Source organism: Acinetobacter haemolyticus, assembly GCF_900406815.1.
Classification (GTDB): Bacteria; Pseudomonadota; Gammaproteobacteria; order Pseudomonadales; family Moraxellaceae; genus Acinetobacter; species Acinetobacter haemolyticus_A.
Window position 1 is genome coordinate 143,712 of record NZ_OVCN01000004.1, and the last position, 25,486, is coordinate 169,197.

Genomic DNA, 25,486 nt, shown 5'->3' on the forward strand with positions numbered 1-25,486 from the left:
GACTTAAAGTTTTCGACAGTTTCACCAAAGCATATTGTTCTTATGTCTCCGATCAGTCATAATTTGCATAATTGTCATTCAACTTCTACTCTATTGTTGAACGACGAATCAAAATACTGCATCCATCCCATATTCGTTTTTAATTATCTCAATCTCGGATGGAAAAATAGGATATTTTTTTAAAATGACTCAGCTAGCACAGAATATTCAAGGCTCAATTGTCGCACTCGTCACCCCTATGTTTGAAGATGGTCGCGTAGATTGGAAGAGCCTTGAGAAGCTCGTTGAGTGGCACATCCAACAAGGTACACATAGTATTGTTGCTGTTGGCACAACGGGCGAAGCGTCTACATTAAGCATGGAAGAACATACACAAGTCATTAAAGAAGTGATTCGTGTGGCCAATAAACGCATCCCGATTATTGCAGGTACAGGTGCAAACTCAACTCACGAAGCGATTGAACTGACAAAAGCAGCCAAAGAACTTGGCGCTGATGCAGCTTTGCTTGTGACTCCATATTATAATAAACCGACCCAAGAGGGCCTATATCAACACTATAAGGCAATTGCTGAAGCTGTTGATCTTCCACAAATTCTTTATAATGTTCCAGGTCGTACTGGCGTTGATATGCAGAACGAAACAGTGATTCGTCTTGCTGATGTAAAAAACATTGTCGGAATTAAAGATGCAACGGGTGACGTGCCACGCGGTAAAGCATTGATTGATGGCTTAAATGGTAAAATCGCCGTTTACTCTGGCGATGATGAAACTGCTTGGGAATTAATCTTGCTTGGTGCAAAAGGTAATATTTCAGTTACTGCCAATGTTGCACCTAAACAAATGAGCGACGTTTGTGAAGCAGCGCTCGCTGGCGATAAAGAAAAAGCGCAAAGTTTGAATCAACAAATTGCAAATCTACACAATATTTTGTTTTGCGAATCAAACCCAATTCCTGTGAAATGGGCATTGCATGAGATGGGATATATCGGAACGGGTGTACGCCTTCCATTAACCACTCTGGCAGAACAATATCGTGAACCTCTCCGCGCTGACTTAAAAGTTGCGGGAATTATTTAATACGAGCAATTTATGATGCAATTACGTGTTGGTATAGTCCTAGTCATTTCAGCATTGAGCTTGGCTGGTTGTGGTCGCTTTGCCTTAAATAATCACTCTTTAGATTATAAAAAAGCGGAAGCACTTGAACCACTCAAATTCCCTGAAGGAGCAGCGGTCAGACCATTTACGCCTTTGTATCCTGCCCCAACCGTGGACCCATTAGCGATCCAACATGCACCGAGTTTTGAAAATAAGACAGGCAAGCGCTATGCCTTACCACGTCCTGAGTCGATGCAAACGCCAGCAAGCAACCCAGATGATAACGTGGCGACACTCGGTCGCCCGCAACTGGTGATGGATGGAAACCGCAATCCATTACTGAAAGTTGAAGGCCCAACTGCTGCTGCATGGCAATATGCCTTTGCAACATTAAATAGCCTTAACTACAAAGTGATTTCTCAAGCCAATAATGGCTACGAAGCAACGATTCAGGTTGACAACCAAACCTATGTGTTAAAGCTCTCTGCTGTGGGTTCAAACAACACCATCGCCCTATTTAAGCCTGACGCCACCTTTGCAGACCAAGCGGTTGCAACTGAAGTGTTAGCCCAGATTTACCAAAATTGGCCAGCCTAGTCGTTTACTAGGCATATTTTTCAAAAGGTTCCCCCATGTTAAAACAAACCTTGCTCTATACTGGTAAAGCAAAATCTGTATATGAGACAGATAACGCTGATCATCTGATTTTAGTCTTTCGTGATGATGCCTCGGCATTTAATGGCGAAAAAATCGAGCAGCTAGATCGTAAAGGCAAGGTCAACAACCGTTTTAACGCCTTTATCATGGAAAAGTTGGCTGAAGCAGGAATCGAAACCCACTTCGAAAAATTACTTTCTCCTACTGAAGTGTTGGTTAAAAAGCTTCAGATGATCCCTGTTGAGTGTGTGATCCGTAACTATGCTGCTGGTTCACTTTGCCGTCGCTTGGGCGTTGAAGAAGGTAAAGAGCTTACACCTCCTACATTTGAGTTGTTCTTCAAAGATGACGCACTTGGCGATCCAATGGTCAATGAGTCACAAGCCATTGCTTTAGGCTGGGCCACTGCTGATCAACTTGAAAAAATGAAAGAACTTACTTACCAAGTAAATGATGTGCTTAAAGCATTATTCGACGCGGGTAATATGATCCTTGTTGATTTCAAACTTGAATTTGGTGTGTTCCACGATCGCATCGTACTGGGTGATGAATTCTCTCCAGACGGTTGCCGTTTATGGGATAAAGACACCAAGAAGAAATTAGATAAAGATCGTTTCCGCCAAGGTCTAGGTGGTGTGGTTGAAGCTTATGAAGAAGTTGCAGCACGTTTAGGCATTAATTTAGATGACCTTTAAACAATACTAAAATAAAAAAACCAGCATTTGCTGGTTTTTTTATGGCAGTTTAAAAGGGTTAGCCTCTTTAAACAGAACTTAATTATTTCTTGCCCTAGTCGAAAGCCAACATAAGATTGATCCGATACAGACCATAAATGCGCCATACCAAAACGATAGCCCGAGTGGCGTACTCAGTATAAGTGCCGCAAAAAATGCAGAGAGCACAGGAATAAAATAAGAAGCACCAGCCAATAAAGTTACATTGCCATGTAAAATCCCAACATTCCAAGCTGCATAACCAAAACCCATGGCTGCAGCCGCCATAATCAATGCAACAGAGGATGACCAATCGAAACTAAATCCGCCTCCACCCATCAACAGATATTTAATCCAAAGTACAACCGCGACCAGCATAAAAAACAAAGTGATGCCATTTGCTCCCTGTGCAATTCTGGCAGTCAAAGTACAATAAGCCGCCCATAAAAGCGTTCCCACAAAGGCTAAACCATAACTCAGTGGGTTGTTCTGAATATTGCCCAACATACTAGGTAAATCAAAACCTTGATCTCCCCCCAAAACCCAACCTATACCCAAGAGAGAAATTGCAAAACCAGGAATAATTAAGACATTGGCTTTCTGTTGATTAAACAAAATTGCAGCGACCATGGTAAACGTAGGCCAGAGATAATTCACCATTCCCACTTCAATCGCTTGTCTGTTATTTTGGCTATAACCAATTGAAAGTGACAAACATATTTCATAGGTAACAAATAATAGGCTGCCCCAAATTAAATAGGTTTTTGGAAAACTTTTAAGTTGAACCCAGCCCACAGAAAACAATAAAAATACTGATGCGAGTGTATAAATCAGCGCTGCGCCGCCCACCGCACCAAAGTGAGCACTGACATCTTTAATCAAGGCAACGATCAAACTCCATAGCAAGATCGCAACTAATCCAATGAGTGTGGCTTTTTTTGGGTTCATTATTGCGACTGTTGCTCTTGTTGCCAACGTCGTTGCTGCAAGCGTTCAGCTTCAACTTCACGTTTATTTAAGGCACGCTCATACAACTTCGTACCACGCAATTCAGGCGGCAGATATTCCTGTAATACAAAATGTTCAGGATAATTATGCGGATACAAATAATCCACGCCATAGCCCTGCTGCTTCATCAACTTGGTAGGCGCATTACGTAAATGTAATGGCACAGGTAAATTCGCCGTTTTTTCTGCCAGTTCAAGCGCACGATTGATCGCCAAATAAGTGCTATTACTCTTCGGACTAGTCGCTAAATAAACTGCACACTGCCCTAAGATAATACGCGCCTCAGGCATACCTACGGCTTGCACCGAGCGGAAACATTCACCTGCTAACAATAATGCATTTGGATTAGAGTTGCCGATATCTTCCGATGCCGCTATCAACATACGACGCGCGATAAATACAGGATCTTCACCACCTTTGAGCATACGTGCCATCCAGTACAACGTTGCGTCTGGATCACTACCACGGATTGATTTGATAAATGCTGAAACCAAATCATAATGCTGCTCACCCGATTTGTCATAACGGGCAATATTCTGCTGTGCCACTTTGACCACGATCGCATTGGTGACAATATTCTCAACATCTGCCTCAAAGGTGCTGGCAATTAAATCAATCAGATTGAGCGCCTTACGTGCATCTCCTGCAGCGAATTGAATCAGCGCATCATATTCCTCAATCTGAATAAAACGTTCTTTAAGAAACTTATCGCTCTGAATGGCTTTGTTGAGCAAGGTTTGAATCGCTTCAGCGTCCAAACTATTCAACGTATAAACCTGACAACGTGACAATAACGCGCTATTGACCTCAAAGGATGGATTCTCTGTGGTCGCTCCAATGAGAGTAATCTTGCCTTTCTCAACCGCATTCAATAAAGCATCCTGCTGCGATTTATTAAAGCGATGAATCTCATCAATAAACACTACAGGTGTCAGTAAATCACCGCTTTCAGCAATAATTTCACGTAACTCTTTTACCCCAGTATTGAGCGCAGATAAGCTAATAAAAGGACGATCTACAGCTTGGGCCAATAATAACGCGATGGTGGTTTTTCCTACCCCTGGCGGTCCCCAGAAAATAATCGAAGGCAAATGCCCCTGATCAATCATCTGACGTAAAGGTGCATTGTCGCCCAGCAAATGATCTTGTCCAATAATTTCTGACAAATCACGAGGGCGTAAACGTTCAGGTAAAGGAATATGCGTATCTGACATCATCACTGGCTTTATGCTGTTTTGTCCTAGTCTATTGTGTCTGACACAAATCTACAATTTGAATCTGCACTCACTGCGTCATCCTATTGCGCAGTGTTGCGCTGAGTCAGTTGCTGTATCACGTTGTAACTGGCTTTGATGCGTTCTTCATTCGGGAAATTGGTATTGGCTAACATCACAATCCCGATTTTTTGTTGTGGAATAAAAGCCGCATAGGCACCAAAACCATTGGTGGAACCTGTTTTATTAAAATAGGTTGCGGGTGATGCAAGTTTAGGATGTTTAATCGGAGTAATCGCATGGCTTTCCAGTGCCATTTTGCTTGAATTGCCTTCTAACAAGGTTTCTAATTTCACAGGATAAGCATATTGCTCCCAACCCAAACCTTGTGTCATTGCACCCACTTTAAAATATCCCACATGGGTAAGTTCAATCGCTTGACGCATCGGCTGCTTTAACTGCTGAACACTGATTTGTGCATCCAGAAACTTGAGCATATCGGCGCTGCAGCTTTTTACCCCATATGCCTCAGCATCAAACATACCCGCAGAGACACGCATCGCTTGGTCATTTTTATATCCCCAAGCATATTGTGGCATGTGCGGTTCAGGTACATTGATAAAACTTTGTGTCATTCCCAATTGAGGAAAAAGCGTTTTCTCAACCAAGTCTGCATAAGGTTTTTTCATTGCTAAAGCCGTCACATAGCCCATCAAACCAATACTCGGATTGGAGTATTGACGCGCGGCTCCGATGTTTGTTTTGGATTGCCAGCCCTGAAAATACTTAATCATATCCTCCTGTTTCACGACATGATCAGGAAATTGCAGTGGGAAGCCTCCAGCGTTATATGTGCCTAAATTCAATAATGTCGCTTGATTTACGGCTGTATTTTTTAATTCAGGAAAATACTGGGCAGGATGATCAGTCAATGAGAGTTGCCCAGTTGCTTGTGCATAAGCTGCTAAAGTAGCGTTAAAAGTTTTACTGACCGAGCCCAATTCAAATAAGGTATGCTTACTCACAGCTTGCTGACTTTGTTTAGAGGCTACCCCATAATTGACGAAATAGTGTTGACCATTCAAGGTCACTGCAACTGCCATTCCAGGGATTTTATATTGCGCCAATAAAGGTTTAAACTGCTGATCAATCATAGCTTTTACCTGTTGCTCAGTCAGGTTTTTAGCCCAGAGCGCTGAACTAAAAGATAATAGTCCAGCAACCATCAGCAATTTTTTTAAAGTTCTCGAAAAGTCATTCGGCTTAGTCATTCATCATTTCACTTTAAGTTAAGATTTAATTCGCATTGAGCTTGAGTAATTTTGCTTGTGGTCCATCTTCAATGACCCAAATCGATCCATCTTGGGCCTGATGTAAACCACGGATTCGTTGTTTCATATCTAAACGTTGCACTTCTTTAACAGGCTGTGCATTGAGGTCCACCACAACAATAGATTTCGAAGATAAACCGCCAATCAAAGCTTTTTGTTGCCATAATGGAAATTGTTTACCTGTATAAACGATCATGCTTGAAGGTGAGATTACAGGTGTCCAATCAATTTCAGGCGCTTTGAATTCGGGTCGGGTGCGATGGTCTGGAATCGGCAAACCTGAATAATGATTGCCATTTGAAACAATTGGATAACCATAATTTGCACCTTTGACAATAAGGTTCAGCTCATCCCCTCCTTCTGGTCCCATTTCAGCGACCCAAAGTTGTCCCTGAGTATCAAATGCGATACCAAGCGGATTACGATGTCCTAATGACCAAATTTCAGCACTCACGCCACCTTGTTGACTAAATGGATTACCCTCAGCAGGCGTGCCATCTTCATTTAAACGTAATACCTTACCAAGGTTGCTTTTCATATCTTGAGCAGGGTCAAACTTCTGTCTTTCCCCCGAACCCACCCACAATTTTCCATCTGCACCAAATACCATGCGATGTCCATAATGTCCCTGTCCTGACACCTTTGGAACTTGTTGCCAAATTACCTTTAGATCACTGAGTTTAGGTTGTGTGGCATTGGACAAATCGAGTTTGGCACGGGAAATAACAGCCCCATATCCGCCTTGACCTTTTACCGCATAACTCAGATAAATCCAGTGATTATTCTGAAAATCAGGATGCAGAATCACATCCCCCAAACCACCTTGTCCACCATAACTGACGGTTGGAACGCCCTCCACATTGAGACTTTGTTTGGTCGCAGGATCGAATATTTTTAACTGACCTCGACGCTCTGTAATCAACAAGCGTTGATCAGGGAGTGATGTAATTGCCCAAGGCTCATTAAATTGTGCAATATTTTCTATACGATATGTTTGCAGACTAGCTTGTGTGCTGTGTTGTGTTGTATTTTGATCGGTGGTTTTAGGAGTGCTATTGTTTGCACCGCAGGCCTGTAAAAATAAAAAACCTCCACATAAAAGTGGGGTGACGATATATTTGATCATTCCCTCTCTCCCTCTTATTTTCTCTTCTCATACTACGGGGATTTATTTAAAAAACTGCTATAAAAGTGTTGTTTTTATTATACCTAGTCATTCCGCTAAAAATGACAAACGCAATTAACGAACCCAGCGCACAATATAGTCTTCGATTTGTTCTTCATCGACGTCATTTTCAGAAATACAACGACCAGCGACTGATTTTTTCGCATTAATAACGCTTTTGCGTGACCCTGTCACCAGATAATGCCATGACGGTAAGTTTTTACCTTCATTCAAACGACGATAGGCACAACTCGATGGTAACCATGAAATATCCTGTAATTGCTCAAAGGTGAGCTGGATACAGTCAGGAACTTGTTGCTGTCGATTTGGATAGTCTGAACATTGAGCCGTTTTACAATCTAATAGCTTACAGGCCACCTTGGTATATTCAACCTCAGCGGTGTCTTCATCTTCCAATTTGATCAGGCAGCACAATCCACAACCATCACATAAGGCTTCCCATTCCGCTGGATTCAGCTGATCAAGCGGATATTGTTTCCAAAAGTTCGGGCGGAGCACAGTGGACATGATGGTATTTTTAGTTTCAAGCGAGCATGTCATTATAGCATTTTTGTGACACATTCTTTATTTAATCAACACATTTCACCTATTGAACAGTATGTGATCGAACATTCGTACCACAGAAACACAATATATGGATAAAAAATATACAGTAGTATAGTTAGAGAAATAACTAAAAATAGGAGATTACAATATGTTCCGTTGGGCTATTATTTTTGCTGTGATTGCATTAATTGCAAGTCTACTCGGCTTTGGTGGAGTGGCAGGTTTATCCAAAGACTTTGCCGTTATCTTACTTATTATTGCAGTCATCTTGGCCGTAGTAGGTTTCATATCACGTGGCAGAGTTTAGAGCTATTCAATTTAAAAAAAAAGAAGAATCGAGAGATTCTTCTTTTTTTATGCCTAAAAATTCAGTTACCAAGATACTCATTTTTGGTGTTTTACGATGCCATCGGTGAGGTGATTTTATGTTTTAATCAAAACGTTTTAAAAAAAGACTAGGATTTTAAAATGAGCTTTCAAATTATAACTCGTGAAATTGAATATACCGCTCCCGATGGTCAACGCCTAATTGGCTATTTCGCAACACCAGCTACAGATCAGCCTATTCCCGGTGTGATTGTGGCACCTGAATGGTGGGGCCGTAATGAATATACCGAACAACGTGCTCGTGAACTTGCGGAACATGGCTTTGCTGCCTTAGCAATCGATATGTACGGTGATAAAAAAGTCACTACCGCTGTACCCCAAGCTTCAGAATGGATGAATCAGACCTTTGAGCAACCGGATACCATTGTCAATCGTGCTCAAGCAGGACTGGCAACTTTAGCTGCTCAGCCAGAAGTCAATGCCGAAAAACTAGCGGCAATTGGCTTCTGCTATGGTGGTAAAGTTGTGCTTGATTTGGCTCGCGCTGGTGCAAATATCAAAGCGGTTGCGACCTTCCATGCTGTATTGGCGACCAATACCCCTGCTCAAAAAGACCAAATCAAAGCTGAAATCTTAGTTTTACATGGTGAGCTCGATAGTATGGTCACCTTAGATGATGTCGCAAGCTTCCGTCAGGAAATGCATGATGCTGAAGTCAACCATGAAGTCGTCATTTTCGAAGATGCCAAACATGGATTCAGTAATCCGCTTGCCGACGAACGCGCCAAAGCCAATAATGTTGACCTCGGTTATAATGCAGACGCAGAACGTCAAGGCCTTGAAGCCATGTATGAGTTGTTAGATAAGCATTTAAAGTGATTTAAAAAAACTATCTCTAAAAACTCCATCAATATGGAATTAAACGAATATCTCGTTTGTTTATTTCCTAGACAATTTCTACTCGTGCAAGGCGACAAGGATGTCGCCTTTGCACGAGCAAATATGAATAAGGATTTAATAACGAATTTGTGTGTATGCACCAACTCCTCTCTGCTTTTCCGCTATACTACTCCTCTGCTTTTGATTGTTCTGATTCATGTCTGATTTCTCATTTTCTGATGCACTTCTCACTTGGTACGACCAACACGGACGCCATGATCTACCTTGGCAAATTGCCGATGATCCTTATAAAGTCTGGGTGTCAGAAATCATGTTGCAGCAAACACAAGTCAAAACGGTATTGCAATATTTTGATCGCTTTATCGAACGCTTTCCGACTGTACAGGATCTAGGTAAAGCCAGTTGGGATGACGTTGCCCCTTATTGGGCAGGACTTGGGTATTACGCCAGAGCAAGAAACCTACATAAAGCAGCAGGCATCGTCAGTCAGCAAGGCAAGTTCCCTGAAACATTAGAACAATGGATTGAACTCCCCGGGATTGGGCGTTCCACAGCAGGCGCACTGATGTCACTTGGTTTACGCCAATATGGCGTCATTATGGATGGCAACGTGAAACGTGTGTTAGCACGTTTCTTTGCGATTGAAGATGATTTATCTAAACCACAACATGAACGCGCTTTATGGCAAATTGCGGAGGATCTATGTCCTCAACAACGCAATCATGACTATACGCAAGCCATCATGGATTTAGGCGCTACCATTTGCACCCCGAAAAAACCATTGTGTTTATATTGCCCAATGCAACAACACTGTCAGGCTTATCAACAGGGTTTAGAACAAGAGCTTCCATTTAAGAAAGCCAAAAAACCCGTCCCCATCAAAACAGCCCATGTTTTACTCATCCAATCTGGTGATCAATGGCTATGGCAGCAACGAGCAGCGCATGGCTTATGGGGGGGATTATATTGCCTACCCATCATTGAGCAAGCAACCGAATTACAACAGATCGAGCAACACTTCAAACTACAAGCTCAAGTATCATCATTGCGGATTAGTCATAGCTTTACCCACTTTACATGGTTGCTGGATGGGAAAGTGTTCCACGTGGAACATGACCAAAAAGAACAACTCAGTATTGAGTTGAATGGATGCTGGCTTAGCCCTGAACAAGCTATAGCCAAAGGGATTCCCACTGCAATGAAAAAGATGATCAAGGCAGCAGAAGTCTGAATAAGATCAAATCATTGTGAGTGCTAGCGCTGTGTTTAATCGTTCCAAATATCTGTAAAAATGCAAGGAGCCAGTATGCATCACTCAATTCGCTATGCCCTTCTCGGTGTATTGACGATCTTACTCTCAGCATGTGCCAGCACGCCTCAGAAACCAACACCCTTACCGAGCAATCAAGTCAACAAATTGCAAAATATGCGCCTCGATAGTCGATTACCGATACCAGTCAATGGAGTGAGTCGAGGTCAGCTCACCGATACATGGGGCGCAGCACGCAGTCAGGGTCGTCGTCATGAAGGAATAGACATCATGGCAGCACGAGGAACGAAAGTGTATAGTGCAACTAACGGGCTCGTCGCGGACTTACGCAACAATAATCTTGGTGGAAAAGTGGTCTGGATTTTGGGGCCATCAGGATCATGGCATTACTATGCGCATCTAGATCGTCATAAACGTGGGCTCAATGTGGGTGATTATGTCCGTAAAGGTGATCATATCGGGTATGTAGGAAATACAGGCAATGCACGCCATACCGCCCCACATTTACACTATGGTATTTATTTAAATGGCAAAGGGCGTGGCGCAGTCAATCCATTCCCTTATTTACGTTAGGAATACACAATGTCAGAAGCATTGATTGAACGACTGGTTGAATTTGCAGAGTCTGGGAATCAACAAAAAATCATCCTCAATGAAACCAGTTATCAAGGCTGGATCATGGAAATCACTGAAGATGCATTACTGATTAGCACAGGTTTTGCAGATAAATCAGGCAAAGACTTTTGGCTAAAGTTTAGTGATTTGGACAGTGCCGCATTATATTATTGGGACAATCACGGTGATGAATGGGTTGAATTCAAACTCTGAAGTTCACCGTATTCATGATCAACAGGAGCAACAAATATGACGATTCAACGCTGTGGTTGGTGCTCTAATGATCCCTTGTATATGGCTTACCATGACGAGGAATGGGGCAAGGCTGAATACGATGAAGCACGATTATTTGAAATGCTCTGTCTCGAAGGTCAACAAGCTGGCTTGTCATGGATTACTGTTCTAAAAAAACGTGAATGTTACCGTACCCATTTCTTTCAATATCCAGTTGCACACATCGCAGCACTCACAGATGATCAATTGGAAAATAAACTCAATGATTCAGGATTAATCCGTCATCTCGGTAAACTCAAATCCATTCGGGACAATGCAATTGCATGGCAAAAACTCAAAGATGAAGTTCAAGATGTCTCGGCCTGGATTTGGAACTTCGTCGATCATCAGACCCCAAATAACCATGTGATCAATTATCGTGATGCACCTGCTCAAACAGAAATCAGTCAAATACTTTCCAAAACACTAAAAAAGCGTGGTTTTAAATTTGTTGGACCAACCACCTGCTATGCCTTTATGCAAGCCGTAGGTATGGTCAATGACCATGAAAATCACTGTCATTTTAAATAAAACAATCCTCTCCAAAGGAGTCCTTTCATGAGCAATAATCAAATTCGCGCTTATGCAGCGATGCAAGCAGGTGAACAGCTGGTTCCTTATCAATTTGATGCAGGTGAACTACAAGCCCATCAAGTAGAAGTCAAAGTTGAATATTGTGGTTTATGCCATTCTGATCTTTCAGTCATCAACAATGATTGGCGTTCCTCAATCTATCCAGTCATTGCAGGTCACGAAATCATCGGCACAATCACGGCACTCGGCACTGAAGCAAAAAGTCTCAAACTGGGCCAACGTGTCGGGATTGGTTGGACGGCTGAAAGTTGCCAAGCATGTGATCCTTGCATTGGGGGCAATCAGGTGCTTTGTACAGGTGAAAACGTTGCGACCATCGTAGGTCACGCGGGTGGCTTTGCTGATAAAGTACGCGCAGGTTGGCAATGGGTCATTCCTCTACCCGATGATTTAGCGCCTGAAAGTGCGGGCCCACTCCTTTGTGGTGGGATTACTGTGTTTGATCCTTTACTTAAACATAAAATCCAAGCCACACATCATGTCGGTGTGATCGGTATTGGTGGCTTAGGTCATATCGCAATTAAGCTACTCAAAGCATGGGGATGTGAAATCACTGCGTTTAGTTCGAACCCAGAAAAAACGGACGAGCTTAAAGCAATGGGAGCTGATCATGTCGTGAATAGTCGTGATGCTCAAGCGATCAAATCGCAACGCGGCAAGTTTGATCTCTTATTAAGTACGGTCAATGTCACGCTCAATTGGCAGGCTTATTTGAACACCCTTGCACCAAATGGCAGCCTCCATTTCTTAGGGGTGACTTTAGAGCCTATTCCTGTTTCGGTTGGTACACTCATGAATGGTGCCAAATCAGTCACCTCCTCTCCAACGGGCTCCCCTTTGGCACTGCGTCAACTCTTAAAGTTTGCTGCACGTAAAAATATTGCACCTCAAATTGAGCTTTATACAATGTCCCAACTCAACGAAGCCATTGAACGGTTGCATTCTGGCCAAGCCCGTTACCGAATCGTTCTCAAAGCGGACTTCGATTAAGCTGAAGGCAAGTCCAAACTCTGCTTCACCCAATCCGCCAATTGCTGAATGGCTTGGCGGATTTCTTGTGTGAAGGCATGACCCGCATTTAAACGAATAAAATGCCGATAGCGCTGATCTTCCCCAAATACTTCACCCGGTACAATATTAATGCCTTTACCTTGAGCTAAATAATATAAATCAAGCCCAGTGATTGTTTCAGGTAACTGCATCCATAAAGCATAGCCTCCTTGTGACTGGCTTAATGCAATCGGAATCCCCTGAAAAGTCTCTAAAATACAGGCGCGGTACTGTCCTACCTGCTGCATCAGCTTGGGTCTCAATTGGTCTAAATGCTCTCTATAACCACGGCTATAGATGAAATCAGCCAAGCCGAGCTGTAACGGCGTATTCACACCAACGTTATTTGCCAATAATTGGGGGCGTAAGAATTCAAGTTGTTGCCCCAAACAGAACCAACCGACCCGATATGCACTTGATAAGGACTTTGAAACCGAAGCACACCAGACCACATAGCCCTGGCGATCCCAATAACGAATCGGTAAGGGACGCTCTTTCTGGAAACTACATTCTGCATAAATATCATCTTCAATAATGAAGCACTGATACTGCTGCGCCAACTCTGCAATTTTTTGCTTTTGCTGATTGCTCAGACAATATCCCAAAGGATTTTGATAATTTGCCGTCAATAAACACAGTTTCGCACTCCCTTGCTGCATAAAATGTTCTAAGCGTTCAATATCTATTCCCTGATGGTCAGCTGGAATTTCAATAATTTTCCGCTTTAAACTGGCCAGCATTTGCAACTGACCATTAAAGGTCGGGGTCGGAATCAGAATACTATCGCCCTCTTTGCTCATTTGCTGGATCAGTAGCGAAATCGCAGGCAAACAGCCATTGGTAATAAAAATATCCTCTGCCGCGATATAAATACCATCCTCACGCCAATGATCCGCAAGCGCCTGTCTCAACACGTGATGCCCTTGCTTATTGCAGTACAAAAAATCCTCAGGCTGACAATGCTTCAACGCTCGTTGCAAAGAACGGCGTAATCCATCGACAGGAATAAGATGAGGTGAAAGTTGTATAGCACCTAAAGGCGTCAAATGGCTTTGAATTGAGGCTGTTTGAATTTGATTTTGTAAATCCAAATTAGAAACCTGTCGTGGCATCGATTCAAATTGAGGACTGTCAGGAACAGGGCTTTGATACTGTCTTGAACTAACGAAATAACCCGACTTGGCTTTGACATAAATCAGTCCTTTAGCCTCTAACAATTCATAGCACTGTTGTGCCGTACTCAAACTAATCTCTTGCTGACGCGCAAACTCACGTAAAGAACTGAGTTTTTGCTGGGGTTGCAGCTCATGTTGATAAATCTTATGCGCCAACTGTTCGGCGAGACGCTGATATTGAAAAGTCATTCTGTACTGCTTTTTTAACTATTTCTGTATCTGTATTGGTTTATACAACACCTTTAAGCTATAAAAATCAACTACAGGAGGATAAGCCAATGAAAAATAAACTATTATTTATATTATATAGCGTCCTATTTACTGGCTGCCAATTTACCGACCAGCAGGTATATCAACAGCAACAGGTCTGTAAAAGACTGGCTGAGGGTTATTTGACCACTCAAAACCAACAGACGTATGAGTTTTGGAAACTTGAACAAGGCCCAACACAGGGACAGCAGCATAAGCTTAAATTGACCTATAAAAAGCCCAATGAAAATGGGCTGATTTTATCAAGCCTGCTTCTGCCAACCGTTGAGCTGGAATGTATTTTAGAACAGCAACAGATTAGAGTGTCTGTCACTCAGGCAACGGGTAAACAGATTCATGTTTTAGAAGTGCACTTACCCGATGCAACTAACGACATACCGAGAAACCTTGTTCAAGTTGCTCAGTCAAAAATTCGATAAAGAGGCGGACGCGTTTGGGTAAGTGTTCTTGTTGATAATATACCGCATGGATGCGTTGATAAGAATGTTCGATGTGATCTTCAAACAAAGCCACCAAACGGCCCTCTTCTAAATCCTTCCAGATTTCAAACTCAGATAAACGCGCAATGCCTAAGCCGCGTAAACATAATTGTCGTACCGTTTCTCCACTCGACGCCTTAATACCCGACTGCGCTAGAAAGTATTCACCATCGACTTTTATCGGCCATTTATTGATATAAAGTGGACGAGTAAAACCAATTACATCATGCGTCGCCAGTTGTTGTGGATGTTGCGGATGACCTTTCTGAGCGAGGTAGACAGGGCTAGCAACGATATATAAACGGCTTTGACATACCAATTTGGCATGCAAACTTGAATCATGCAATTCACCGAAACGAAACGCGACATCGGTTTTATGCTCCAGTAGATCAATGACTTGATCATTACTATTTAACTCAATCTCAATATTTGGGTAACGTTGGCGAAATAACTGCATTAATGGTGCAATTACATGCAAGATAAAGGGGACGGCTGAGTCTACCCGGATAATGCCAGAAGTATCCTGATCGGATCGGAGTAAGGCTTCTTCGGCTGCGTTGAGATCATTGAGAATTTTACGTGCGTGATTTAAAAACTGTTGCCCTTCCTGCGTTAATTTTAATTTCCGCGTCGTACGCTCGAGTAAAGTAACATCTAATTTTGATTCTAAACGACTGAGCGAACGACTGAGTCCGGATGCAGTTTGTCCTAACCGCTCTGCTGCAGCCACAAAAGAACCTGTGTCGACAATGCTAATAAAAGCCAGCAGTTCTTCAATACTTGATTTCATAGCGGATCATTATTGATATTGAGTCAACTATATTTTGCAAATTCATCTATTTTTTAGCAACAATAATCGTCGCAAAATCACCTCATCAACAAAATAGGCTCTATCGAGCACCATACAATGAGGTGAAACATGCATATCCCACAATTTGGTTTAGGGACTTTCCGTCTTAAAGATCAAGCGGTCATTAATTCTGTTAAAACGGCCTTGGATGTCGGTTATCGTGCGATCGATACAGCACAAATTTATGAAAATGAAGCTGCAATCGGACAAGCAATTGCTGAAAGTGGTGTGGCGCGCCAAGATTTATTCTTAACCACAAAAATTTGGGTTGATAACTTTGCAGAAGACCAATTTATTCCCAGCTTAAAAGACAGTTTACAGAAGCTTCGTACCGATGCAGTTGACCTCACCTTGATTCATTGGCCAGCTCCACAATTGGGTGTATCCATTCCAACCGTGATGCAGTTGCTTTTAGAGGCCAAACAACAAGGTTTAACCCAGCAAATAGGGATCTCGAACTTCAATATTGCCTTAACCCAGCAAGCGATTGACACAATTGGTGTCGAACACATTGCGACCAATCAAATTGAATTAAGTCCTTACCTACAAAATCTGAAGCTTGCGAACTACCTAACTCAGCGAGACATTGATGTGACTTCATATATGACGCTTGCCTATGGCAAAGTGCTGAATGATCCGACCTTGCTTGAAATCGCCGCGCAACATCAGGCAACCGCCGCGCAAGTTGCATTGGCTTGGGCTTTACAGCAGGGCTATGCCGTAATCCCCTCTTCAACTAAACGTGAAAATTTAATCAGTAACTTAAAAGCGCAAGACTTAACTTTAAGTGCAGAGGAAATGCAACTGATCGCTCAGCTAGAACGTAATGGTCGTGAGGTGAGTCCTGAACCTTTTGCGCCTGAATGGGACAAATAAAATGAGTAGTCGCATCAACCTTCCTTTGCTCGCGCTGGCCATTGGTGCATTTGCAATTGGAACCACAGAATTTTCTCCAATGGGTCTATTGCCCAATATTGCCAACGATCTGGGTGTCTCCATCCCAAGTGCAGGTCTACTCATCACAGGCTATGCATTAGGGGTGATGTTAGGTGCTCCAATCATGACGCTCTGGTTTGGGGGCTATGCGCGTCGCAATGCACTGATTCTGTTGATGGCGATTTTTACCATTGGGAATCTTATAGCTGCCTTCGCACCCAATTATATGAGTTTAATGGGTGCACGCTTAATCACAAGTCTCAACCACGGTGCATTTTTTGGGATTGGATCTGTTGTTGCAGCGAGTGTTGTACCCGCAAATAAACAAGCCAGTGCAGTTGCAAGCATGTTTATGGGGCTGACCATTGCAAATATCGGCGGTGTACCTCTAGCCACATGGGTTGGACAAAATATTGGTTGGCGCATGTCATTTCTTGCGATTTCAGCACTCGGTCTGATTACCATGCTGGCACTGTGGAAAGCCCTACCTGTCGGTTCGGTGGGACAAAAACCCAATATAAAAATGGAACTCAAAGTACTCACCCGTTTACCTGTGGTATTAGCCCTGCTCACGACTGTGTTCGGAGCTTCAGCAATGTTTACCCTCTACACTTACATTGCCCCAAGTCTGGTGGAGTTTACCCATGCCTCACCGAGCTTTATCACCCTGATGCTTGTCTTGATCGGGATTGGTTTCTCTGTTGGCAATCATTTCGGAGGAAAATTTGCAGATTTATCGATGAATAAAACGCTGATTGGTTTCTTAGGACTTCTCATTGGATTGATGGTAATTTTCCCAATCTTGGCTCAAACCCAGTTGGGGGCAGCGATTGGTCTAGTGCTTTGGGGCGCTGCTGCTTTTGCAATTGTGCCTCCACTTCAAATGCGTGTCATGTCTGTTGCACGCGAGGCTTCTGGACTAGCCTCCTCTGTCAATATCGGCGCATTTAACTTAGGGAATGCCATCGGTGCAGCAGCAGGTGGTGCGGTTTTAAGTTTAGGCTTAAATTATGCTGCGGTTTCAATGATTGGAGCAATACTGGCAGCGATTGGATTAGTATTGGTATTCATCCAAATCAAGCTCGTACCAAGAAAAACCCCGCAATATCAACCTTGTTCTCAAACTTAAATAATAAAAAGCCTGATTTCACATCAGGCTTTTTATTAGGATTATTTCAGCAAATCCGGTAAGGTCGGCTGTTTATATAAAGGATTTTGTACTTCCTTTTTCATCTTCATCAACATCTGATAAGGCTGCTGTTGTACAAACATATTCACAAAACTTAATGGAATTGCACCCGCTGGATCGGCATAGCCACGGGTTGAAACTTTAACTTTGTTTTCAGCCACTTTCTGGAAAGTCCAATCCCCTTCGTAGCGACTCAAACGGATAATATCTGCTTGCTCTGGATAATCATGCTTAATCGCATGGTTTTTGATACTAATACTACCATCCGCATTCTTATTCATTTTTCCTTTAATCACCACATCACGATCTTTTAGCGGAAATGGAAAATCCAGCACCATATAGAGGACAAATTCACCTTTTTGATCATCGCGTGATAACAATTGCACTTTGCCCACATAAGGTACCCATTGTGGTGTGCGCTCTACATCCAGCACCACAGCCACAGCACGTTCTAATGGCACATCAAAAGTGGTTTCTGCTTTGTATTGAATGACTGGATTATTTTCCGTTTGGTAGGTCCAAACCTTAATGTCATTACGGTGTAAACTGAGTTTAGGCGCTGTTGCAGCACTTGCGAGTAGACTCGCTGTACTGAGTAACGCAGCAAGAACAATATGTTTTTTTTTCATGTCATGCTCAATTCTTTTAATCATTACCAGAGCTTGTATATTAATAAATAAACGTTACAAGCTCCTTTATCATTTAATATTCGGGTTTATACCTCAATCTCGTTAAAACCCAAAACATCTTTCATATCATATTTTTGAGCTTTACGTCCAACTACCCATGCCGCAGCACGTACAGCACCTGAAGCAAAGTTCATACGATTCGTAGCTTTGTGTGTCACTTCAACACGCTCGCCCTCACCGATGAACATCACCGTATGCTCACCCACAATATCACCACCACGAATGGTTTCAAAGCCAATCGTTTGTCGATCGCGTGGTCCTGTATAACCTTCACGACCATACACTGCCACTTCTTTTAAATTACGACCTAAAGTATCTGCAATTGCCTCACCCATCATAAAGGCAGTACCCGATGGTGCATCTACTTTATGGCGGTGATGCGCTTCAATGATTTCAATATCGACCGTATCACCAAATACCTTAGCAGCCAACTCAAGTAATTTAATCGATACGTTTACACCAACCGAGTAATTTGCAGCATATACGACTGGAGTATGTGTTGCAGTTTCATCTAAAAATGCCTTTTGCTCATCCGACATGCCCGTGGTACCAATCACCATCGCCACACCTGCTTCACGACAAAGCTTTAAATGCTGTTCAGTCGCAACAGGTGCGGTAAAGTCAATCACCACATCACAGTCTTTTAGCACTTCACTCAAACTTCCCACAACTTTGACACCGATGTTGCCTATACCAGCAAGTTCGCCCGCATCAGCACCAACCAAGCTGCTTTCAGGACGCTCTACTGCTGCGGCAAGTTGATAGCCAGCCTGTTGTACTGCTTGAATCAGAATACGCCCCATGCGTCCGCCTGCACCCAAGATCCCAATGCGTGGAGAAGTTGACATAATATTTCCCAGTCTTTTATTTAAACAATCCTGCTACTATAGCAAAACTCTCACATTCCGCTAAAAAATTCCCATAAAAAAACCTGCCGAAGCAGGTTTTTTATTGATGCCGATTAATCAAATAGGCGATCAAAGAATGATTTTTTCTTTGGCGACGATGCATGACCATCTCCATCCAAAGATGCTTGTAATTCTTTTAATAACTCACGCTGACGACTGGTTAAGTTCACAGGCGTTTCAATGACGATACGACATAATAAATCACCAACCATGCTACTACGTACTGGACGGACACCTTTACCACGTAAGCGGAACAGTTTACCTGTCTGCGTACCTTCAGGAATTTTCAGGCTGACACGTCCTTCAAGCGTTGGGATTTCAATTTCTTTACCTAAAGCAGCATCAGCAATACTTACAGGCACATCCATATAAAGATCTGCACCATCACGCTGGAAGATTTCGTGTTCACGCACCACGACTTCTACGTATAAATCACCAGACTGACCATCACGAATTGCTTCACCTTTACCCGTTAAGCGTACGCGATCACCATTATCCACACCTGCTGGAATCGTGACTTCAAGTGTTTGTTGACGGTCTGCAACCCCTGAACCATGACAGGTATTACATGGGTTCTTAATGATTTTGCCTTGACCACGACAGGTGCTACAGGTTTGTTGAACTGAGAAGAAACCCTGTTGCATGCGAATTTGCCCTGTACCATGACAAGTACGACAGGTTTCAACATCATTTGGATTTTTCGAACCTTTACCATCACAAGTTTCACATGGTGCAGGCGCAGTAAAAGTAATGGTCTTTTTAACCCCTCTTACCGCTTCTTCGAGCGTAAGTTCCATCACATAGCGGAGATCTGAACCACGACGCTGGCGTTGCTGTTGGCGACCACCACCACCGAAAGCACCACCGAAGATATCACCAAACTGGCTAAAAATATCTTCTGCGCTAAAACCGCCGCCGAAGCCACCGCCACCACCAAAGCCACCTTCAAAAGCACTGTGTCCAGCACGATCGTACATACTACGCTTTTCGCTATCGGAAAGTACTTCGTATGCTTCCGATGCTTCTTTGAATTTTTCTTCTGCTTCCGCATTGTCTGGGTTTCGATCTGGATGATACTTCATCGCCAACTTACGATAGGCTTTCTTGATCTCATCATCACTTGCGGTTTTCGAAACGCCTAAAACCTCATAATAATCACGTTTAGCCATGGTTGGCGATGCTCCTCACGGAATTTATTTAAATCTAAAAAACATAAAATAGGCTCTGTTGGCATTTTATTTATAAAAGCCAACAGAGCCTTAATAAGGACGATCTCATCTATTTACAAGGGTAAATCCGATAAAAAACAATAAATTTAAAAAACTGCCTTGTTTTTAAAATACTTAGCGATGCCTTTCAGCCATGCATTGAGTAAAAATAACCATGCAATTGCACTAAACACGACCCCAGCAACCGTCAAGGCAGTCACCCAAAGTGTGCTGTCCCATGCAAAGAAGAACAATGGAATAAACCAAAGAGCAGCAAAAAAAGCCATTATGATGAATAACAGCACATTACGCATAATCCAGAGTGCGTGCGCATGAATCCATACCTCTGCATCATCCACAACAGCAACTTTTCGCGCTAATACATACGCAAAAGCCGCAAATACGATTGTAAACAATGCAAGAAACATGAACCCGTAAGAAATCGCCACGTAACGGCGATGCTGCTCAACCTTATCTTGCCCCATGCTTGATATCACCTCATTCATCACATTTTGCCAAACCGACTATGCAATGGGATTCCATTATTTTTTAATATTAAAATATAGGTGCTACTATATTGAAATTTTCAATATTTCGCACCTCTATTCGCAAAAAAATTATGTGCTAGGTGTTGTTTTATTAACCTTAAACCATGTTGCATAGAGTGCCGGAAGGAAAAATAAGGTGAGTAAAGTTGCCACGATCAAGCCACCCATGATCGCCACCGCCATCGGCCCGAAGAAAATACTGCGGGAAAGTGGAATCATCGCCAATACTGCGGCAAGTGCCGTCAACACAATTGGACGAAAACGGCGCATGGTTGCATCAATCACGGCATCCCAAGCCGCTTGTCCTGTCCGGATATCCTGTTCAATCTGATCAATCAGGATCAGTGAGTTACGCATAATCATTCCCGACAGTGCAATTGTTCCTAACATGGCCACAAAACCAAATGGTTTATTGAACAATAATAGGAATGCCACCACTCCGATTAAACCCAAAGGTGCTGTCAACAATACGATCGTTGCACGAGACATACTGCGAAGCTGGATCATTAACAGTGTCATCACCACAGCTAAAAATAATGGCATACCCGCATTGACTGAGCTTTGACCTCGTGCAGACTCTTCCACAGTTCCCCCTACCTCAAGTAGATAACCACTAGGAAGATCGTCACGTAAGGTTTGCATCTGATCTGCCAATTGTTGAACCACGGTGGCAGGTTGAAGTTGTGTTCGGATATCGGCTCTCACCGTAATCGTTGGCAAACGGTTACGATGCCAAATGAGACCTTCCTCAAAACGTGACTCAATCTGGGCAATTTGCGCTAGGGGCACCGTGGTACCTTTACTGGTTGGGACCGCTAAGCTGGCTAACGAGGCAACTTCAGCACGTTCGGCTTCATCACCACGTAAACGGATTTCAATCAATTCACGTTTCTCACGATACTGATTCATGATAGCACCAGTCACAGATGCATTGAGGAAGTTTGCCAAATCGACACTACTCACCCCCATCTGACGCGCACGATCTTGATCGATTTCAATCGCAATGATCTTACTTGGCTCACCCCAATCTAGATGCACATTGGTGGTATTTGGATCCTCACCCACCACTCGTGCTACTTTTTGTGCCCATTGACGTACGGTTGCTAAATCCTCACCTGAAACTCGATATTGCAATGGATACCCCACAGGTGGACCATTTTCTAACAACGAAACACGCGTCCGCACTTGTGGCAGTAATTGCTTAATCTGTTGCTCTAAAGAGCGACGAATTTCATCGCGATCATCCAAAGACGAAGCCAAAACGACAAATTGGGCAAAACTGGCCTGCGGGAGTTGTTGATCTAAAGGTAAATAGAAACGAGGTGAGCCTGTACCCACATAGGCCACATAATTATCAATTCCCTCTTGCTTTGCCAAGAATTGCTCGACCTTTTGTACAGCCTGTTCAGTCGCTGTTAGAGATGCCCCTTCTTCAAGTTTTAAATCCACTAAAATTTCAGCACGGTTAGAGGGTGGGAAAAATTGCTGTGGCACAAACTTAAACATCATCACCGACAGTACGAATATTCCAACCGTTGTCGCGATGACCGTCTTGCGATAGGTAATACAGATTTCTACAGCTCGACGGAAGGATTGATAAAACTTGGTTTGATAAGGATCATGATGTGCACCATGCGCCTGTACGACTGGTGCAGGCTGCTTACGTAATCGTGCCCACAAACGTAGATACCATGCTGCCTTTTGTTGCTGCTTGCTAAAATCAGGTAATAATTTTTCACCCAAGTACGGTACAAATAATACCGCTGCAATCCAAGACACCACTAAGGCAATCGTCACCACTTGGAAAATCGAACGGGTATATTCACCTGTTCCCGATTGTGCAGTTGCAATCGGTAAAAAACCTGCTGCGGTAATCAATGTCCCCGTTAGCATAGGAAAGGCGGTGGTCTGCCATGCAAAACCCGCTGCTTTGAGTCTGCTGTAGCCCTGCTCCATCTTAATCGCCATCATTTCAACGGCGATAATGGCATCATCGACCAACAAGCCAAGCGCGAGAATCAGCGCCCCTAGCGAGATCTTATGCAACCCGACATCAAATAGGCTCATGCCCGCAAATGTCATGGCCAACACCAGCGGAATTGACAACGCCACCACCAGTCCAGTGCGAAAACCCAAAGAGAAAAAGCTCACCAATAAAACGATAATCACCGCTTCGGCCAATACTTTTAAAAACTCTTGGATACTGCGTTTTACTGCGACAGGTTGATCAGAGACTTTTTGCAGTTTCATCCCGAGGGGTAAACTTTTTTGGAGGCGGGTAAATTCGGTTTCAAGGTTTTTGCCCAGAGCAATAATGTCTCCACCTTTACGCATCGAGACAGCAATACCGATCCCATTTTCACCCATAAAGCGCATACGTGGCTGAGCAGGCTCGCTAAAACCACGATATACCTCGGCGACATCACCCAATTGGATGGTTTTGTCCCCGACCAACAACGGCATTTTTCTAAGCTCATCCACACTATGTAGATGCCCACTGACACGAATCTGAATACGATCTGTGCCTGTTTCAAAGAAACCAGCACTGGCCATGTCATTTTGTTTTTGTATCGCTTCTTGTATCGCAGTAACCGGCACACCGAGTTGCACTGCCTTGGTATTTGACAGCTCAATCCAAATCTTTTGGTCTTGCAAGCCGACTAAGTTAACTTTGCTCACATCTTTGACGCGTTGCAGTTGTAATTGCAAACGATCGGCATATTCTTTCATCACCGCATAGTCAAAATCCTTGCCTGTCAGCACATAAATATTGCCAAACGTATCGCCGAACTCATCATTGAAAAATGGTCCTTGCACCCCATTTGGCAACTCAGCGCGAATATCATTAACCTTTTTACGGACGTTATACCAAACGTCAGGAATTTGTTTGGATGGCAAAGAGTCTTTTGCCACAAAGGTGACCAATGACTCTCCTGGACGTGAGTACGCCATAATGCGGTCATATTGACCTGTGGTCATCAGCTCTTTTTCGATTCGATCTGTAACTAGCGTCGAAACTTCTTGTGCGGTTGCCCCTGGCCAGAAAGTTTGTACCACCATCACTTTAAACGTGAATGGTGGATCTTCACTTTGAGAGAGTTTTGAATAAGACATTATGCCAATAATGCCCAATATCAACATGAAGTAGAGCACAATACCTTTATTGTTGAGTGCCCACTCTGAAAGGTTAAATTTCATGCTTAACCTCCCGTTTTAACAAGAACTTCACGATTTTCACGGTCGATTGGATGGATTTTTTGTTGCTCACGTAACAAATGTACCCCTCCAACGACAACCCAATCGGTTGCCTTCAAACCAGAAATAACGGGCACCCTGTCACGTGCATAAGCACCTAAAGTCACAGGAACTTTACGTAATGTTTTATCTGTATTGACCACCCAGACATAGGCCTGTTGATCTGTCGCGGTAACACTCGATAAAGGCACACTCAATACATCATTTTCATTCGATACAAAGAATACGCGAGCACTTTGACCTAACTGGATACTGGACTGACCTTCGAGCAAGGAAACTTTGACGGTGAAAGTACGGGATTGATCTGCTGCTGGTGATACTTCACGCACCTTTGCAGCAAAACGAGCATCTGGTTGTGACCATAAAGTTACCCATGCAGGTTGCCCAACTTTGATTGCACTGACCGCTTGCTCAGGCACGCCAAAGACAACTTCTCGTTCGCCATCAATTGCCAATTGATATGCTGCTTGTCCTGCAGCCACCACTTGCCCAACCTCAATTTGACGCTGAGTAATCACCCCTTTCTTATTGGAGATTAGCTGGTTATAACCGGTTTGATTTGCAGAAACTTGGTAGTTAGAGCGTGCTTGCTGCAGATTTGCTTGAGCAGATTCATATTGATTTTTCACGGCATCAAACTGTGAACGGCTCACCGCATTGACAGGTAACAATTGCTGATATCGTTGGTATTCTTCCGTAGCAATTTTGGCTGCCGCCTCAGCACTTTGTAATTGTGCCTTCGCTGCATTCATTTGCAATTGAGCATCTTTTACATCAAGTTTAGCCAAGACTTGCCCAACATTGACTCGATCACCCACCTCAACATACCGCTCCGTCACCTGTCCCCCGACACGAAACGCCAAAGCAGTTTGCTGTCTTGCTTGTACATCACCTGCATAACTTTTTTGATCTGTGTGATTACGACTCGGTTGCGTCACCATGACATAAGGAATTTCCTCGGTTTTAGGAAGCTCTTTTTGGCATGCTGATAAAGTGACACTGCTGAGTACGAGCAACCCCACAATGACATGATTTAGCAAATTCATCTTTTTTCGCTCTTATTCAAATAGATTTTTTAAGGCACAATAAGTTTATTGACAGTTACCATCATAAATTGTTTAATTTTTAATTAATATACCCGTAAGTACATTAATTAAAAATTAAATCTAGATTTATGATTTTTGGTTAAATTTAAA

The 25,486-nt window shown here is 43.1% G+C and carries 26 protein-coding genes; 13 read left to right on the forward strand and 13 right to left on the reverse strand.

The annotated features are described in order from the left end of the window. Positions 1-184: 184 nt before the first annotated feature. Genes dapA through purC form a run of 3 tightly spaced genes read left to right on the forward strand, consistent with a single transcriptional unit; the run spans position 185 to position 2,451 of the window. Positions 185-1,078, forward strand: coding sequence for a 4-hydroxy-tetrahydrodipicolinate synthase (dapA, locus tag DK207_RS04210; RefSeq protein WP_109440105.1), 894 nt, complete (start codon positions 185-187; stop codon positions 1,076-1,078). Positions 1,079-1,093: 15 nt separating this feature from the next. After that, positions 1,094-1,696, forward strand: a complete 603-nt coding sequence (locus DK207_RS04215) for a lipoprotein-34 precursor (NlpB) (protein WP_109440141.1) — start codon at positions 1,094-1,096, stop codon at positions 1,694-1,696. A gap of 35 nt (positions 1,697-1,731) precedes the next feature. Further along, positions 1,732-2,451, forward strand: coding sequence for a phosphoribosylaminoimidazolesuccinocarboxamide synthase (gene purC / locus DK207_RS04220; protein ID WP_004637244.1), 720 nt, complete (start codon positions 1,732-1,734; stop codon positions 2,449-2,451). 78 nt (positions 2,452-2,529) lie between these two features. Here the strand turns inward: purC and yddG are convergent, their stop codons facing one another. From yddG to DK207_RS04245, 5 genes are all read right to left on the reverse strand, one after another. Then, positions 2,530-3,417 (reverse strand): aromatic amino acid DMT transporter YddG, encoded by an 888-nt coding sequence (gene yddG, locus DK207_RS04225; RefSeq protein WP_109440106.1) that lies wholly within the window; start codon positions 3,415-3,417, stop codon positions 2,530-2,532. Next, the gene (locus tag DK207_RS04230; protein ID WP_162540203.1) at positions 3,417-4,691 is read right to left on the reverse strand and encodes a replication-associated recombination protein A; all 1,275 of its coding nucleotides are present in this window, start codon (positions 4,689-4,691) and stop codon (positions 3,417-3,419) included. Before DK207_RS04230 ends, yddG begins: the two co-directional genes overlap by 1 nt. Positions 4,692-4,774: 83 nt before the next feature. Next, positions 4,775-5,962: a class C beta-lactamase gene (gene ampC / locus DK207_RS04235; RefSeq protein ID WP_109440108.1), complete on the reverse strand. Its 1,188-nt coding sequence runs from the start codon at positions 5,960-5,962 to the stop codon at positions 4,775-4,777. 25 nt (positions 5,963-5,987) lie between these two features. After that, entirely contained in the window at positions 5,988-7,148 is a 1,161-nt protein-coding gene (locus tag DK207_RS04240; RefSeq protein WP_109440109.1) for a PQQ-dependent sugar dehydrogenase, read from the reverse strand. Between the two features lie 114 nt (positions 7,149-7,262). Then, entirely contained in the window at positions 7,263-7,715 is a 453-nt protein-coding gene (locus DK207_RS04245; RefSeq protein WP_109440142.1) for a YcgN family cysteine cluster protein, read from the reverse strand. A gap of 187 nt (positions 7,716-7,902) precedes the next feature. On the opposite strand from DK207_RS04245, the gene DK207_RS04250 reads away from it, so the two are divergent. The 7 genes from DK207_RS04250 (at position 7,903) to ahr (ending at position 12,723) form a co-directional block, all read left to right on the forward strand. Beyond that, entirely contained in the window at positions 7,903-8,061 is a 159-nt protein-coding gene (locus DK207_RS04250) for a DUF1328 domain-containing protein (protein ID WP_109440110.1), read from the forward strand. A gap of 161 nt (positions 8,062-8,222) precedes the next feature. Continuing rightward, on the forward strand, positions 8,223-8,960 hold the full coding sequence (locus DK207_RS04255) for a dienelactone hydrolase family protein (protein ID WP_109440111.1): 738 nt from the start codon (positions 8,223-8,225) through the stop codon (positions 8,958-8,960). A gap of 217 nt (positions 8,961-9,177) precedes the next feature. Then, positions 9,178-10,212 carry an A/G-specific adenine glycosylase gene (gene mutY, locus DK207_RS04260; RefSeq protein WP_109440112.1) on the forward strand — a complete coding sequence of 345 codons (1,035 nt, stop codon included), beginning with the start codon at positions 9,178-9,180 and terminating at the stop codon, positions 10,210-10,212. 75 nt (positions 10,213-10,287) lie between these two features. Then, the gene (locus tag DK207_RS04265; RefSeq protein ID WP_109440113.1) at positions 10,288-10,824 is read left to right on the forward strand and encodes a M23 family metallopeptidase; all 537 of its coding nucleotides are present in this window, start codon (positions 10,288-10,290) and stop codon (positions 10,822-10,824) included. A gap of 9 nt (positions 10,825-10,833) precedes the next feature. Continuing rightward, positions 10,834-11,079 (forward strand): hypothetical protein, encoded by a 246-nt coding sequence (locus DK207_RS04270; protein WP_109440114.1) that lies wholly within the window; start codon positions 10,834-10,836, stop codon positions 11,077-11,079. Between the two features lie 36 nt (positions 11,080-11,115). Further along, positions 11,116-11,670 (forward strand): DNA-3-methyladenine glycosylase I, encoded by a 555-nt coding sequence (locus DK207_RS04275; RefSeq protein ID WP_109440115.1) that lies wholly within the window; start codon positions 11,116-11,118, stop codon positions 11,668-11,670. Between the two features lie 27 nt (positions 11,671-11,697). After that, the gene (ahr, locus tag DK207_RS04280; protein WP_109440116.1) at positions 11,698-12,723 is read left to right on the forward strand and encodes an NADPH-dependent aldehyde reductase Ahr; all 1,026 of its coding nucleotides are present in this window, start codon (positions 11,698-11,700) and stop codon (positions 12,721-12,723) included. Here ahr and DK207_RS04285 read toward each other — a convergent pair. Beyond that, entirely contained in the window at positions 12,720-14,147 is a 1,428-nt protein-coding gene (locus tag DK207_RS04285) for a PLP-dependent aminotransferase family protein (RefSeq protein ID WP_109440117.1), read from the reverse strand. The genes ahr and DK207_RS04285 overlap by 4 nt on opposite strands. 89 nt (positions 14,148-14,236) lie before the next feature. On the opposite strand from DK207_RS04285, the gene DK207_RS04290 reads away from it, so the two are divergent. Beyond that, positions 14,237-14,647 (forward strand): hypothetical protein, encoded by a 411-nt coding sequence (locus DK207_RS04290; protein WP_109440143.1) that lies wholly within the window; start codon positions 14,237-14,239, stop codon positions 14,645-14,647. Here the strand turns inward: DK207_RS04290 and DK207_RS04295 are convergent. After that, positions 14,595-15,497 (reverse strand): LysR family transcriptional regulator, encoded by a 903-nt coding sequence (locus tag DK207_RS04295; protein WP_109440118.1) that lies wholly within the window; start codon positions 15,495-15,497, stop codon positions 14,595-14,597. The two genes, DK207_RS04290 and DK207_RS04295, sit on opposite strands and share 53 nt — an antisense overlap. A gap of 129 nt (positions 15,498-15,626) precedes the next feature. Between DK207_RS04295 and dkgB the strand changes: the two genes are divergently transcribed. Further along, positions 15,627-16,433, forward strand: coding sequence for a 2,5-didehydrogluconate reductase DkgB (gene dkgB / locus DK207_RS04300; RefSeq protein ID WP_109440119.1), 807 nt, complete (start codon positions 15,627-15,629; stop codon positions 16,431-16,433). 1 nt (position 16,434) lies between these two features. Next, positions 16,435-17,622: an MFS transporter gene (locus DK207_RS04305; RefSeq protein ID WP_109440120.1), complete on the forward strand. Its 1,188-nt coding sequence runs from the start codon at positions 16,435-16,437 to the stop codon at positions 17,620-17,622. 41 nt (positions 17,623-17,663) lie between these two features. Here DK207_RS04305 and DK207_RS04310 read toward each other — a convergent pair whose 3' ends face one another. The 6 genes from DK207_RS04310 to DK207_RS04335 all read right to left on the reverse strand — a co-directional run bounded on the left by DK207_RS04310 (position 17,664) and on the right by DK207_RS04335 (position 25,336). Then, entirely contained in the window at positions 17,664-18,311 is a 648-nt protein-coding gene (locus DK207_RS04310; protein ID WP_109440121.1) for an START domain-containing protein, read from the reverse strand. 86 nt (positions 18,312-18,397) lie between these two features. Then, positions 18,398-19,219 carry a 4-hydroxy-tetrahydrodipicolinate reductase gene (gene dapB / locus DK207_RS04315; RefSeq protein WP_017396296.1) on the reverse strand — a complete coding sequence of 274 codons (822 nt, stop codon included), beginning with the start codon at positions 19,217-19,219 and terminating at the stop codon, positions 18,398-18,400. A gap of 113 nt (positions 19,220-19,332) precedes the next feature. After that, positions 19,333-20,448: a molecular chaperone DnaJ gene (gene dnaJ, locus DK207_RS04320; RefSeq protein ID WP_109440122.1), complete on the reverse strand. Its 1,116-nt coding sequence runs from the start codon at positions 20,446-20,448 to the stop codon at positions 19,333-19,335. Positions 20,449-20,594: 146 nt separating this feature from the next. Further along, positions 20,595-20,972 (reverse strand): hypothetical protein, encoded by a 378-nt coding sequence (locus tag DK207_RS04325; RefSeq protein ID WP_109440123.1) that lies wholly within the window; start codon positions 20,970-20,972, stop codon positions 20,595-20,597. Positions 20,973-21,104: 132 nt separating this feature from the next. Then, on the reverse strand, positions 21,105-24,233 hold the full coding sequence (locus tag DK207_RS04330) for an efflux RND transporter permease subunit (RefSeq protein ID WP_109440124.1): 3,129 nt from the start codon (positions 24,231-24,233) through the stop codon (positions 21,105-21,107). 2 nt (positions 24,234-24,235) lie between these two features. Next, positions 24,236-25,336 carry an efflux RND transporter periplasmic adaptor subunit gene (locus DK207_RS04335; protein ID WP_008942076.1) on the reverse strand — a complete coding sequence of 367 codons (1,101 nt, stop codon included), beginning with the start codon at positions 25,334-25,336 and terminating at the stop codon, positions 24,236-24,238. Positions 25,337-25,486: the final 150 nt, after the last annotated feature.